Origin of the sequence: Thermomonas sp. (assembly GCF_035369645.1) — a bacterium.
Classification (GTDB): domain Bacteria; phylum Pseudomonadota; class Gammaproteobacteria; order Xanthomonadales; family Xanthomonadaceae; genus Thermomonas.
Window position 1 is genome coordinate 2,293 of the sequence record NZ_DAOOUM010000025.1, and the last position, 13,478, is coordinate 15,770.

9 protein-coding genes and 1 pseudogene are annotated in these 13,478 nt (G+C 60.3%); 2 read left to right on the forward strand and 8 right to left on the reverse strand.

Going from position 1 to position 13,478, the window contains the following annotated elements:
• From cobN to PK789_RS06385, 3 genes and pseudogenes are all read right to left on the reverse strand, one after another.
• A pseudogene (cobN, locus tag PK789_RS06375) lies at positions 1–3,923 on the reverse strand (cobaltochelatase subunit CobN); the annotation flags it as partial.
• A 9-nt stretch (positions 3,924–3,932) separates the two neighbouring features.
• Positions 3,933–5,258, reverse strand: coding sequence for a TonB-dependent receptor plug domain-containing protein (locus PK789_RS06380; protein ID WP_324307819.1), 1,326 nt, complete (start codon positions 5,256–5,258; stop codon positions 3,933–3,935).
• Entirely contained in the window at positions 5,255–5,899 is a 645-nt protein-coding gene (locus PK789_RS06385) for a TonB-dependent receptor plug domain-containing protein (protein WP_324307821.1), read from the reverse strand. The genes PK789_RS06380 and PK789_RS06385 overlap by 4 nt, the downstream gene beginning before the upstream one ends.
• Positions 5,900–6,048: 149 nt before the next feature.
• On the opposite strand from PK789_RS06385, the gene PK789_RS06390 reads away from it, so the two are divergent.
• A complete protein-coding gene (locus tag PK789_RS06390; protein WP_324307822.1) occupies positions 6,049–6,363 on the forward strand; it encodes a hypothetical protein in 315 nt (104 codons plus the stop codon).
• A 10-nt stretch (positions 6,364–6,373) separates the two neighbouring features.
• Here PK789_RS06390 and PK789_RS06395 read toward each other — a convergent pair whose 3' ends face one another.
• The 3 genes from PK789_RS06395 to PK789_RS06405 all read right to left on the reverse strand — a co-directional run bounded on the left by PK789_RS06395 (position 6,374) and on the right by PK789_RS06405 (position 10,314).
• Positions 6,374–7,492 (reverse strand): hybrid sensor histidine kinase/response regulator, encoded by a 1,119-nt coding sequence (locus PK789_RS06395; RefSeq protein WP_324307823.1) that lies wholly within the window; start codon positions 7,490–7,492, stop codon positions 6,374–6,376.
• 62 nt (positions 7,493–7,554) lie between these two features.
• The gene (locus tag PK789_RS06400) at positions 7,555–8,100 is read right to left on the reverse strand and encodes a pseudouridine synthase (RefSeq protein ID WP_324307825.1); all 546 of its coding nucleotides are present in this window, start codon (positions 8,098–8,100) and stop codon (positions 7,555–7,557) included.
• Positions 8,101–10,314: an NADP-dependent isocitrate dehydrogenase gene (locus tag PK789_RS06405; protein WP_324307827.1), complete on the reverse strand. Its 2,214-nt coding sequence runs from the start codon at positions 10,312–10,314 to the stop codon at positions 8,101–8,103.
• A 535-nt stretch (positions 10,315–10,849) separates the two neighbouring features.
• Here PK789_RS06405 and PK789_RS06410 point away from each other — a divergent pair.
• Positions 10,850–12,136 carry a DUF6880 family protein gene (locus PK789_RS06410; protein WP_503011913.1) on the forward strand — a complete coding sequence of 429 codons (1,287 nt, stop codon included), beginning with the start codon at positions 10,850–10,852 and terminating at the stop codon, positions 12,134–12,136.
• Positions 12,137–12,154: 18 nt separating this feature from the next.
• On the opposite strand, the gene PK789_RS06415 is transcribed toward PK789_RS06410, so the two are convergent.
• Entirely contained in the window at positions 12,155–12,640 is a 486-nt protein-coding gene (locus PK789_RS06415; RefSeq protein WP_324307828.1) for a hypothetical protein, read from the reverse strand.
• Between the two features lie 19 nt (positions 12,641–12,659).
• Complete coding sequence (gene queF, locus PK789_RS06420; RefSeq protein WP_324307830.1) at positions 12,660–13,478, reverse strand: NADPH-dependent 7-cyano-7-deazaguanine reductase QueF; 819 nt, start codon at positions 13,476–13,478, stop codon at positions 12,660–12,662.

A 13,478-nucleotide genomic window follows, 5' to 3' on the forward strand; every position in this document is an offset into this window, starting at 1 on the left:
TGTGGCTGCGCGGGCTGTGGATGCACAGGCGCGGCCGCATCGCGGGTGCCCGGTTGTTGCAAACCAAAGCCAGATGCCGCTGCAACAGCAAGCGTGCGCGTTGCCGGCGGTGCCACGCTGCGGGTAAACGCGGCGTTGTCGCTGCGTACATCGAAGCGTTGCGACAGCTCACGCCAACGGGTTTTTAGTTCGGCAATGGTGGCGGCATCGGTTTTCCAATAGCCTTGGCGTTGCGCTTCCAACATGCGCTCGATGGTCTGCGCCAGTGCGTGCGGATTTTCGCGTTCAAACCAATCGCGCAGGCCCAACTTGTGTTTGTCGCGCACATACACATCGACCATTTCCTGCCATTGGTCATCGCGCACAATTTCGCGCGCCACCGCCGTCCAGCCCCAAAAATTATTGGTGGCATCCAACACCTGCAAGGTGCCGGCATAGCCTTCGGCCATCAGGCCTTTGATGTAGCCGGGGTGAAATTGGCGGGTGGCCAGTTCTTTCGCCAAAAACTGCGCCGCATCTTCAACCCGACCATTGCCGCCACCCCGCAAATTGCTGATGTAAAGCGCCGGTGCTTTGCCGTCCAATTGGCGCACCGCCAGAGCAATGCCACCCAAGTATTGAAACGGATCGTCGGTGGTCAACATGCCGTAAAGATTCGACGTGCGCGACAGCACCGCGCCTTCGGTGCCGTGCAGTTGCTCGGCATACAAATTGAGTGGTGCAGCAGTGCCATCACCCACGCGCGCGCCCCACTGCGCCTCGTCTGGGCCATACGCAAACTGCATGCGATCCAGATACAACTGCGCCAATTTACGGTCACCTTCGGCCTTACCCTTCCAGGTGTCGGTGGCTAAGGTGGCGTCGTCCAGGCCGGTGCCATAACGGCCGGATTCGGAGGAAAAAATGCGCGTTTGCGCGGCGTTGTGCGCGGTTTTTTCATCCATGCCGCGTTTGCGGAGTGCCACTTCGATGCGTTGGCTGTTGCGGGCGACGGGGTTGTCGTGCTCATCCGTGGCGTCGGCGGCCAATTGCACCGCGCGCGCCAGTTGCTTGATGACATTTGGGAAGTGATCGCGGTACAGGCCGGTGGCCGATAGCACCACATCCACACGTGCGCGGCCCAGTTGCGCGCGCGGCACCAGCTTCACCCCGGTGACGCGGCCACCTTGGTCCCACTCGGGGGTGACACCCAGCAACCACAATGCCTGCGCTTCCAACATGCCTTGGTGGCGCATGGTTTCCACCGACCACAGTGACACCGCAAGCTTTTGCGGGGCCTTGCCGGTCTTGGCGCGATGCGCGGCGATCAAGTCTTCCGCCGCCTGCTTGCCTGCCGCCCATGCCTGTGGTGTGGGAATGCGCGAAGGATCAAACCCGTACAAGTTGCGCCCGGTGGGATACGCATCCGGGTTCTTCAGCGGGTCGCCACCATACGAGGTCGGTGTGTATTGTCCCGACAGCGCCGCCAACAAGGCGGGCAGTTCATTGCCGGCACCAAGGGCCTGCCAGTACGTGCGCGCGGTTTCGATCTGTGCGCGCAGTGCTTCAGGCAGCCCGCTGGCATCTTGTTGCTGGACGACGAAACGCTGAATCAGCTGGAATGGCGCACTTTTGTCCAGCGCGCTGTAGTCGCCGGTGAAGGCTTCATTCAAATCATTCTCTTTCACTCCGGCATAGCGACCGGCGGCCTGTGCAAAGGGTTTTCCCAGCATCAGCATGACCGTTGCGGCGCGATACAAGTCCTCCGGCGCGCGACCATAGCTGTGCAAGCCAAGCGGTTGTGCGGTATCGGCCAGTGCATGCAAATGCACATGCAAGGCATCCACAAATGCGGGGAAGTCCTGGCGCGCACGCGCCACATTCCAACCCATATCGGCCAGCAGGCGCTCCTTCACCGCACCGGCCAGTAGATCGTCGCGCAAACGTTGTTTGACCGCACCCTCGTCTTGCGCCAACCACTGGTGTAACAGGTCATGCAGGGCGGTCAATTGTTGATACAGACCGGCCGGTTTGAACGCGGGGGTTTGATGACTGAGCGTCACCGCGCGCCCGCGTCGGCGCGCCTGCATCGCCTCACCGATGTTGTCCACGATGTAGGGATACACCACCGGAATGTCGCCCAGTGCAAGCATGGGTGCGTCGTACACCGACAACCCACGCTCCTTGCCCGGCATCCATTCCTGAGTGCCGTGGGTGCCGTAGTGAATCAGCGCATCGTGGCCTTGCCCGGCGCTGCCTTCGCGCACCCACAGATAGGTGGCCAGGTACGCATGCGAGGGCAGCGCGTCGGCTTTCATCGAGTGATACAACAACTTTTCTTTATCTTGATCCTTGCGTGAGGCGCGGGTCGGTTGCGGCAGGATGTCAAGCGCGCCCAGATGCAGGCGCGGGATCACAAACCACGCCTGTGCATCGCGCTGGATCACCCACTCGGATGACTGCGGATCGCCCCACCGCCGCTGCAGTGCGTCCTGGGTGTCTTTCGGCAAGGTGGCCAGCTATGCTTGGTAGCGTGCAACCGGCAGCAGTGCCGCCAAGTCATCCGCCACCAAGGCCTCCAGCAAGCCATCGCGGTAACTGGGTGCCAGCAGGCGTTGCAGTTTTTCGATGAGGACGGTTTCGTCCGGCGTTGCCGGCAAGGAATAGCCCGCTGCGCGCAGTCCATCCAGGGTGGATTGCAGGCTGCGTGGCACATTGAGGAACGAGGCCGACAAATTTTTCTCGCCGCTCGGGTAGTTCCAGAACATCAACGCCAAGTGTTTGTCGGCATTGGCTTTGCGGCGCAGCGTTGCCAGATGGATTGCTTTGTTCACTACCGCGTCGGCCTGCTCGGGAATGGCGACAATGGCGTCGTCACTTTTGCGCGTGGTGGCCGCCACTTGAATATCGAACACGCCGGCATATTCGGGTTGCGCGAAATAGAACGGCACATCCATCAGCGCAACGCCCTGTGGGTCGGCGCGCCATGCTTCGGCATCGCCTTTGCGATACGGCATGGCTTGAATGACCGGGATGCCAAACGACGCGAATTCCTGCCTGCGGCCTTCGGCATTGAGCATGATTTGGGTGTTGATCAGCACATCGGCGTGCGCCGGCGCATCACTGCGCGGGCGCAGCCACGGGGCCAGCGTGCCGGCTTCCATCGCGGGCGCATACAGCACCAATGGCGTGGCACCGCGCGCTTCAATACGCGCAATCATGTCGTCGATAAAACCGGTCTGCATCGAGGCGATGTATTGCTGATGGATCAATACCGCGATGATGGGTTTGTTCGGCGTGGCCTTGGCCCACTGCAAATAGGTTTGCAGATCCGCACTGACCAGCCCCGGCAGGCGCGGATGGTAGATGGCAGTGGCAGGAAATTTCACCGGTGGCGGCAAGTCACGTGGTGCGAGTTTACCCTCCAGCGTTGCTGCTAGCGTTGCAAAGAAACCACGGAAGTTTTGCTCGCCACTATTGCTGTAATAGTCCAGCAACGTCTGTGCAGTGGCCGCACGCAAACCGCCGCCCCATTCCGGCTGCTTGTCGTACAACCACACATGCGGCACCTGCAACCCGGGCAGTGATTTGGCTAACTGCGCTTTGACCGAATCAACCTGATAGCTATCAATGAAGACCGCATCGAAGCCTTGATACATCGAAGCATCGGCATCGGCAGAAATCTGTGACAGATAGCGCGCCTCAACCGTAAACCCGGCGCTGGCAGCAATCGATTCTAAGTTGCGAAATTTGCCCTTGGGCACATTGCTGGTGGCGATGAACAGCACGCGGTGACGCGCCGCCGCGGTGCTGGTTGACCGGTTGCCCTCCATGGCAGGCCGGTCGGCCAGAGGTTGCTGTGCATGCGCCCTCGAAAGGCCCAGCACGCACAACAAAAAGAAGGTCGCCCAGCAGGCAAGATACGATCGCGCGGAAGACGTCATGGCGGATCCTCAAAACCCAAACTGCACGCCGGCGTCAAGCACGCGGCCGCGAATGGCGTAACCAAAGTTTGATGAGGTGTCGGCCAAGCGCAGATTGGTGAGATTGTCGATACCCACATGCCAACGGAAACGTTGGTTGATGCGCTGCTGCAGGCTGACATTGAACACGCGGTAGTGCGGCAATTGAATACCACCGAAGGTCGGCTGTTGGCCCGTCCACTGCATGGCCAGTTGTGCCTGCCAGTCGCCCTGTGTCCACTTCAGTTGTGAGTTCCAGGTGCGGCGCGGGCGGTCGGGCAGTGGCATCTGAGTGGTGCGATCGCGGGTTTGCAGCAAGGTGACATCGTTATTCCAGCGCCAGTGGCTTGATGGTGTCCATGTCAAGCCAAGCTCTGCGCCCTTGATGCGTGCGTGATCCACATTGGCGTATTGATAGAACATGCGCGGCCCCTGCTGGCGCAGCAATACCGTGGTGATGAGGTCATCGACATCGGTGCGGAATGCGGTTGCACGCAGCGACCATGCGCCATGAATCCAGTCTGCGCCAAGCTCCGCAGATCGCGCGGTTTCCGGGCGCACAAGGGGGTTGCCATAAAACGTGTGCGGCCCTTCTGCGCCCACATAATTGGGTGAAATTTGCTTCAACGTGGGGGCCTTGAAGGCGCGCCCAATGCCGCCCTTGATCACCAGAGCATCGGTAGGTGTCCACACGAGGTAGGCGCGCGGACTGCTGGCATCGCCAAACAAGGCATGTTGATCGAAACGCACACCTACGGTTGCTGCCAGCGTTCGGCTTAAATCCACTTCATCTTGCAGGAACAGCGCCTTGTGATCGGCGCTGTCGCGGCCATTTTTCAAGCCTGCATTGATCAGTGTTTCGCGGCGCCATTCCCCACCGGCGGTAAGGAAGTGTTGACCCCACTGCCATTGCAGATGGCCATCGACAACCTGATCGCGCAGCGATTGCGGGCGCGTTGGAGCCACGCCATTGCTGCGCACGTTTTCAATATCCATCGCGCTACGGTATGCGCGCAATTGCATGCTGAGTGGGGAAAAATCACCTTTCCACTGCGCCCAAGCGTGGCTGCGATCCAGCAGATAACGGCTTTGGTAAGAGGCTCCCGCATAGGACACGTCATCAAAGAAGCGCTCCTCGCGCCCACCTTGCCAACCCAGTTCAACAGCTTGCTGCGCGGTGGGTGTGAGTAACAGCGTGCCACCACCGCTGTACCCTTTGCGGCCTTCAATTTCGCTATAGCGCGGGTCATCACGATCTGCCACCGAGGCCACATGGTTGCGCGTGGCATTGAGGCGCAGTGCAACATGTTCGTTCAAAGGGCCGGCCAGATAGGCGGCAGCGTTGCTGCCATTACCACCTTGGCCACCACTGGCAAACTCGCCCCCAGATTGAATTCCCCCTCCCATATGTGTTTGGGCCAGCGCGAGATCATATTGACCACCCCGCCCAGTGCTTCCGAGCCATACAGTGCCGACAGCGGGCCACGGAGCACTTCCACCTGTTCGATGGCCGACAATGGCATCCAGCCGTACTGGTAATCGGAATGTCCCACCACATCGTCGCTGGCGGAAATGCGGCGCCCGTCGATCAAGGTCAACGTGTGCTTGCCTTCCAGGCCACGGATCGAAAACGTCTTGCGGCCACCCACTTGGCGTGGCGACAGGGTGATTCCGGGGACTTCCTGCACCACATCCAGCAGGTCTGCGGAAGGACGTTGGGATATTTCGGCGCGGTCGATCACGGTAACGGTTGCCGGTGCAGTGCGTTCGGCTTGGGTGTGCTTGGTGGCGGTGACCACCACTTTGTCCAATGCTGTGGGCGCGCTACCCTCCGGGCTGGCTTGCGTCTGGGCAAACACGCTGGGGGTGACCAATGCGAAAGCGATTGCAATGGCTAAGCGCGGCAGTGGGGTTGCCGGTGTAAGGAGGAATGCAGGTAGGCGACGGGTAGAAGGCAAGCATGGCGGCATAAAATTAAGAGTGCACAAAAGAGAATGCGAATTATTCCTATTTGCATTCAGCCGTCAAGCCCCAAGTCATCGAGCCACCCAAAATTCGTTGTATGGTGAAACCGCAGGAACTCTGCTGATTTCTCGAGGTGATGCTCATGAACACACTGGACAAAGCACAAGATCGCGCGCTGGAACTGATCGGTGAGATTGGCGACGGCCTGCGTAAAAAAGTGCCGGACAAGGCCGTGCAATGGCTGGAAACCGGAGCGGCACTGGGCGCATTACGTGCCGGGTCGAAGGTGGCGGGCACGTTCGTGCGGCGCAACCCTATTTTGGTCGGCGCCGCCGTGGTGGGTGCCGGCGTGCTTTGGTATGCAGCGCGGCAGCGGGCAAAAAAATCCGCCGTTATCGACGGCCAAGCCACACGTCTGCGGCATGCCGACCCCAACCAAGACGAGTACGGCGTATGAGTGTGTGGCGTTAGCCGAAGCAGTGGCTGCAATCGGCTGCCGGAAGCTCCACCACGAAGCGCGCACCGCGATCTTCACGGTCTTCGTACCACAGACGACCGCCGGCATTGACCACCAGTTGCCGTGACAAAGCTAAACCCAAGCCACTGGATTGCTCGGTAATGGTGGTCTGCCCCCCGGGGCGCAGGAAGGGCGTGAATAGGGTCGCCTGAAAGTCCACAGCAACCCCCGGACCGCGGTCTTGCGCCACCAGTTGCCAGCGGCCCTGGCTGCCGGCGCGCACCAGTAACTCCAGCTCGCCACCTTCGCGTGCATATTTCAATGCATTGCTGATCAGGTTTTCGCCCACTTGCCGCAATTGCTGCCCACTGAAGGCTACGCATGCGGCGGTATCGGGAATGTGGATGTGCATGCGCACGCCGCTGGCTTCCAGTTGCAGCTCGTACCGCGCTGCCAGCCAGCGCACGGTGTCGCCCAGATGCGCGCAAGCATGCGCCGATTCTGGCGCCGGGCAACTGCTGTTGGATTGGCTTTGCAGGTAGTTGCGGATGCAGCCCAAGGCCTCGCGCGCGCTGTCATCGATGATCTGCAAATAGCGCGGAACGCGTTCGGGTTTGCAATCTGGCATTGCCAACATTTCACCGGCAAACAGCACGCTGGCCAATGGGTTTTTCAAATCGTGTGCGACCAGATTGAACAAAACTTCGCGCTCATGCGCGACTTTCAGTAAACGATCCCGAGTCAACTTCAATGTTACATGCACGCGGACTTGGGCGCGAAGCTCGTTACCATCATAAGGTTTGCGAACGCAGCAAACTGCGCCGTATTCGAACGCATGCAGCAACCGCTGCAAGTCGTGCGCCACGGTCAAAAACACCACGGGGATATTGCGTGTCCCAGGGTGCGCTTGCAGTTCTGTCAGTACCGGCAAGCCAACCGCACCGGGAAACGGGGTGTCCAAAATGATGACATCGGGTTGTTCCGCCAGTGCCACCGAAAGCGTGTCATGGCCAGCACACACCTGCACCACATGGCCGTCTTGCTGGAGAAGTTGCAACGCCGGCGATAGCACGTCCGTTTGTGGCACTGCCAATAACAAACGACCAACAGATGCGACTTGATGTGGCATGCGTTTGCAAGAGAGTGACCCAAACCAGCTGCTACGTTAGCAAACCTAGAACAGCGGTAGCGTCAGTAAGTTGCAACGACCCGCCAATGGCCAGGCATTAAATCCAGCAGAGCCACGTTGCCGATGGCCGCCCGCACCAATCGCAGCGTGGGCAAGCCGACGGCTGCCGTCATTCGCCGCACCTGGCGGTTACGGCCTTCGTGGATCTGTATTTCAAGCCAGGCATCTGGCACGGTTTTGCGAAACCGCACTGGCGGGTCACGTGGCCACAGTGATGGCGTACCGATGCGCCGCACTTGCGCCGGCAAGGTCCGGCCATCTTTCAGCAATACCCCGTGCCGCAGCGCCGCAAGTTGCGCCTGCTGTGGCGTGCCTTCCACCTGCACCCAATAGGTTTTAGGCAGCTTGTGGCGTGGGTCGGTAAGACGATGCGCCAGCGCGCCATCGTCGGTGAGTAGCAACAGGCCTTCCGAATCAAAATCCAGTCGACCGGCAGCATACACAGCGGCGGGCAAGCCGAATTCCGCCAGCGTGCGGCGTGCTGGCGTGCTGTGGTCGGTGAACTGACACAGCACGCCATAAGGCTTGTTGAAGGCGATCAGTGGCAATTACAGTGACGCCAAGGCGGCATTGAGGGTGGCCGATGGCCGCATCGCGGTCTGCAACTTGGCGAGATCCGGCTGGTAATACCCGCCGATATCCACCGGTTTGCCCTGCACTGCGATCAACTCCTCGACAATCTTGGCTTCCGCATCGGTCAATTGCTTGGCCAGCGGCGCAAACTTGGCGGCCAGTGCGGTGTCGGTGGTTTGCGCGGCCAAGGCTTGTGCCCAGTACAACGCCACATAGAAATGGCTGCCACGGTTATCAATGGTGCCCAGCTTGCGGCCCGGCGAGCGGTCGTTATCCAAAAACTGGGCGTTGGCGGCATCCAGCGCATCGGCCAACACCTGCGCGGATGCGTTGCCGGTGGTATTGGCCAGATGTTCAAACGAAGCACCCAGCGCCAAGAATTCGCCCAGCGAATCCCAACGCAGATAGTCCTCTTCCAAGAACTGCTGCACATGCTTGGGCGCACTGCCGCCGGCCCCCGTTTCAAACAAGCCGCCGCCGTTCATCAGCGGCACGATGGACAGCATTTTGGCGCTGGTGCCCAGCTCCATGATGGGGAACAAATCGGTCAGATAATCGCGCAACACATTGCCGGTGGCGGCGATCGTGTCCAAGCCTGCGCGCACGCGCTTGAGGGTTTGCCGCATCGCGCGGATGGGGCTGAGGATGCTGATGTCGAGGCCGGTAGTGTCATGCTCGTTGAGGTAGGCGGCGACCTTGGCGATCAACCCACGGTCGTGGTCGCGGCGCGGATCCAGCCAGAAAATCACCGGCGTATTCGACAAGCGCGCGCGTGTCACTGCCAGCTTCACCCAGTCGCGGATCGGCGCGTCTTTGGTTTGGCACATGCGCCAGATATCACCGGCCTTGACCGGGTGCTGCAACAATACGGTGCCGTGTTCGTCGATCACCCGCACGGTGCCATCGCCGCTGATCTTGAAGGTCTTGTCGTGGCTGCCGTATTCCTCGGCGGCCTGCGCCATCAGCCCGACATTGGGCACGCTGCCCATCGTGGCCGGGTCAAACGCGCCGTGTTCTTTGCAATCATCAAGAACCGCTTGATAGATGCCGGCATAGTTGCGATCGGGGATCAGTGCCTTGGTGTCTTGCAGCGCGCCGGCGGCGTTCCACATCTTGCCGCTATCACGAATCATTGCTGGCATCGACGCATCCACAATCACGTCCGATGGCACGTGCAAATTGGTGATGCCTTTGTCGGAATTGACCATCGCCAGCGCCGGTCGCTGCGCGTACAACGCAGTGATATCAGCCTCGATAGCAACCCGCTGCGACTCCGGCAACTGCCCCAGCTTGGCGTACAAATCGCCGATGCCGTTATTGGGATCAAACCCGATTTCGGCCAGCGTGCGCGGGTGTTTTTCCAGCACCGGTGCATAAAAACGACTGACCACGATGCCAAACATGATGGGGTCGCTGACCTTCATCATGGTGGCTTTCAAGTGCAGCGAAAACAGCACATCCCGCGCCTTGGCGTCTGCGATTTGCGCATCCACAAAATCGGCCAGCGCCTTGACATCCAACACCGCTGCATCGATCACCTCCCCAGCCTGCACCGGTACCGGCCCACGCAGCGGGAAGCTGCTGCCGGTCACGCTGGTGTATTCAATCCGCACGTGGCCCGGATTGACTAGGGTGTAGGACTGCTCGCTGCCGTAAAAATCGCCGGACTCCATATGCGCCACATGCGATTGCGACGCCGCATCCCATTTGCCCATCCGGTGCGGGTGCTTCCTGGCATACGCCTTCACCGACGCCGGCGCGCGGCGGTCGGAATTGCCCTCGCGCAGCACCGGATTCACCGCACTGCCCTTGGCGCGGTCGTAACGCTGCTTGATGTCTTTTTCGCGCTCACCCTGCGGCGCATCCGGGTAGTCCGGCAGCGGATAGCCTTTGTCCTGCAATTCCTGGATCGCCGCTTTCAACTGTGGCACCGAGGCGCTGATATTGGGCAGCTTGATGATGTTGGCCTGCGGCGTTTTCGCCAACTCGCCCAACTCGGCCAAGTCGTCACTGACCGCACGCGCGCCCAACAACTGCGGGAACTGCGCCAAAATCCGCGCCGCCAGCGAGATGTCGCGGGTTTCAACGTCCACCCCCGCCGTCCGCGCATACGCCTGCACGATGGGCAGGAAAGACGCAGTAGCAAGGAACGGGGCTTCGTCGGTCAGCGTGTAGATAATCGTGGACATAACGGTCTCAGCGTGGAGGCAAGACCGTTATTGTCGCGCATTGCGGGCGGCGGTGAAAAATCGCCCAAGGGCACTATCCTGTGCATTCGTATTCACTGAATGCATCAGCATGTCAAACCCACGCCCTTTAACCGCGACCCACTTGCAAGAACTTGCTGGCAAGACTGCGTTCTTGCGCGGCCGGGCATACGCGAATGCGGGGGTTGTGCACATCACCCAGCAAGATGCACAGGCGGTGTCTGCGAAAGTGATGGGGAGCGCCAATTACACGGTTGGTCTGCAATTCAAGAACGCTTGGTTGAGCGGTAGTTGCACTTGTCCCGTGGGGCGGCGCGGCGAATTTTGTAAGCATCAGGTCGCGTTGGGTTTGTGTTGGATTGGGCCGCGCGAAGCGAGCACACCTTCTGCAGAAACCGGCAAGCGCGGTAAAGCTGCGACCAAGGCAACCGCGAAGCAACACCACAGTCCCGAGGCTGCGGTACAGGGCTGGCTACAGGCACAGTCGGCCGAGGCGTTACGGACGCTGGTGCTGTCGATGGCCGCGCGGGATCGTGACTTGTGGCGGGAATTGGTATCGCGCGCACGGTTGACGCAGGCTGCGCCCGAGGCGCACCGGAAAGCCATTGCCGAGTTGATTGGGCGCAAGCGCTTTATGGATTACGCCGCCACCATGCGCTATGCCGATCGACTACAGACGTTGGTGACGTTGCTGGAGACGGAAATCAACGCAGCACCGGCGCAGGCGCTGGAATTAATCGACTACGCCATGCTCCGGTTGATAGGGGTGTATGCCGAAGTGGATGACTCCAGTGGTGCGCTGGGGGACGTCGTGGCTCAACTTGCACAACTGCACGGGCAGGCCGCCAGCGTGTTGCACGATGTGCCGGGCTTGGCCAATGGGTTGCTGAAGCTAACGTTGGCGGATGATTGGGGCATGTTGGGCGACATAACGATGTATGCCGCAGCGCTTGGCCGCAAAGGCTTGGATGAGCTTGACCGCGAGGTGGCTGCGCAATTGGATGCGCTGCCCATAAACACATCCAAGGGCAGGTTTAGCGTAGATCCACACGGTAGTGAACGCCGCAAGTTGCTGGTGCTGTCACGCCAATTGGCACAGCACGGTGGGGATGTGGATGCCTTATTACGACGGCGTGAAAACGCGGGCTTGAGCTTTGGGGTTGACTACATCGAGATGTCGCAAATCTGCCGTGAACATGGCCGTGCACGTATCGCCACCCAGTGGCTAGAGCGCGGCTTGAAGGCCTTGCCAAAAGAACTGTGCTTGCTGGATGCGTTGGCGGATGTGCGCCAAGCCGATGGCTTCAACGAAGAGGCAACAGCGCTCGTGTGGGAAGCATTTTTGTTGCAGCCACACGAGAAGTATTTTTTGCGGTTGCGTGACAGTGTTGACGACGTGGCTTGGCCGCAATGGCGCGAACGTGCGTTGGCACATGTGCGGCAGAAGTTCGGCGATGACCAGTGGGTGTATTTGAATTTGGCCGAACACAATGTTGGCGCAGTTGTGGACATGCTGCCGCAAGCAAAATTGGCGGTACCGACTTGGCGTGTACTGATGCATGCATTGGCACCGGACTATCCGGAGTTGGCGCTGCGGGCGGCGCGTACTGTGGTATTGGATATCCTGAGTGCCGCGAATAAGCGTGCGTATGCAGACGCACTCATGCAGATGAAAACCATGCGACGGCTGTACGAACGGCAGCAAGATACAGCGGGCTTTGCCGGCTACCTTGCCGAGCTGCGCACCACGCATCGTGCAAAGCGCAGCTTTATCGAAGCATTGGATACAGCGTTTGCGGGTTGATGGCGGCGCTTGTGCGGGTTACGGCACGGGCGTTGCCAGCACCTCAAACAAACGGGTTTGTACCAAGACATCATCCAGCAGCAGTTCAACCTTGTACTGCCCCAGTGGCCAGCCATCGGGTTTGCTGATTTGAAACCCAGTGATGGCCGGGCCATGAAAGACCAGGGTTTTGCCTTCTTCCAGCACGGTTTGTTTGCTGGTCAGGTGTGTCCAGCGTGCCACCAGATGGTGCGGCGCGGTGTCGTGGCCCTCCACGATAAGGACAGCGTGGATGGTATCGGTAGGTGCAAAGACCAGCAGCGGTTGCACCACCCGTTGATCGCTGCCAAGGGTGTTGCCAAGGTCCATGCGGGTGATGTGGATGCCGGTGGGGTTGCCTCGTGCCGCCGCCGCCGCCGGTGGCGTGGCTTGGGGTACGGCAGCAACCGGTTGCGTGGGCGCGCTGGGTTGGCAGGCGGTCAACGTCAACGCCAGCACGATGCCTGGAAGTGTGGACTGGCGCATGCGGCGGCGGCCTGCAGACTTATTGGCGCAGACCGCGACATGGCAGCGGTGCCGCGCTGCCAGCGGTGGCCCGCCATGGGTTGATGTCTAGGCCACCGCGTCGGGTGTAGCGTGCTTCCACCGACAACCGTTGCGGCGTGCAGCGCGCCATCAAGTCGATGAAGATGCGCTCCACGCATTGTTCGTGAAATTCGGCGTGGTCACGGAAGCTGACGATGTAACGCAGCAGGCCGGCGCGGTCGATGCGCGGGCCGTGGTAGTGAATGTGGAGATCGGCCCAATCAGGCTGCCCGGTCACCGGGCAATTGGATTTGAGCAGCGCGCTGCTCAGGGTTTCTTCGACCCACTCGCCAGTGGTGTCGGCATGCAGCAAGCCGGCATCTGGCGGGCCGTACTGGGTGATGTCGATGGCGAGGCTGTCGATCGTGTTTGTATCGGCCATCGCAGGCGTCATTGGCGGCAAGCCGAAGGCCAAGGTGACGGGCGCGCCGGCGGCGTTCGATAGATCCGTTTGTATGCGCAGGCGCACCGCTTCGGCATCGGCAAAGACGCTGGCATTGAAGGAATTGAGATACAGCTTGAGCGATTTGGATTCGATCAAATTCGGCGAATTGGCGGGCACCTGCAACGTGGCGGTGGCCACATGTGGCTTACCGCGTGGGCCCAACCACGAGAGCTCGAAAGCCTGCCAGCGGTCATGCCCAATAAACGGCAATGCGTCGGCATCCAAACCCAATTGCGCACGCGCCAGCGCACGTGGAATGGGATAGAGCAGGTGGGGGTCGTAGCCGGCGGGATAGGCAACGTCGCGCCCCAGCGGGGAACCTTCAATGGCCAT